This window comes from bacterium, assembly GCA_020440705.1.
GTDB lineage: Bacteria > Krumholzibacteriota > Krumholzibacteriia > LZORAL124-64-63 > LZORAL124-64-63 > JAGRNP01.
This window is the reverse complement of the sequence record JAGRNP010000286.1, coordinates 1-635: the sequence shown is the minus strand read 5'-3', so window position 1 is coordinate 635 and position 635 is coordinate 1. Positions and strand designations below refer to the sequence as shown.

Below are 635 nucleotides of genomic sequence, written 5' to 3'. Positions count from 1 at the left end.
GGGGCCCGTCGTGGCCTGCCAGCTCGATGCAGACCCGGTCCTCGAGCTCCTCACCTCCGACCGCTTCCGCAAGGTGCGGCGCTACGACGGCAACGGCCTCCTGTTCACCGAAGGTCTGAACCCGTTCATCGATAGGGTCGGTGCGGTGGCGTGCGGCGACTTCGACGCGGACGGCACGGTGGAGATCGTGGTCGGCGAGGACGACCAGCTCGCCTTCTTCGCCCCCGAGGGCGACCTCCTCGACGAGAGCAACACGTCCGGTGGCGGGAAGGTGCTCCAGACGACACCCGTGGACCTCGACGGTGACGGCGACCTGGACGTGGTGCTCACCCACACCGACAACTCGGACAGCCTGTTCACCAACGACGCCACCGGGCAGGACACCTTCCAGCTCGCCCTCCGCGAGTCGCTGCCCGGTTGGAGGTGCGGCGGCACGTACCCCACACCCGCGGGCCGCACGCGAGACGCGCTGTTCGCGACCGCCACGGTACAGGGGCGCCGGCAGGTGCTCGACGGCGGGACGGGCCGGGGCACGACACCCCCGCCGATCCTCCACTGGGCGCTGACCGGATCCCCGGATCCCATCGAGGTCGTGTACCGGCTGCCGAACGACCCCGCACCGACGACGATCCGCA

At 70.7% G+C, this 635-nt stretch carries 1 protein-coding gene; it reads left to right on the top strand.

Annotated features, from left to right (window positions below):
* Positions 1-635 (top strand): hypothetical protein (locus tag KDM41_18410; protein MCB1185398.1); only part of this gene is annotated, 635 nt, incomplete at both ends.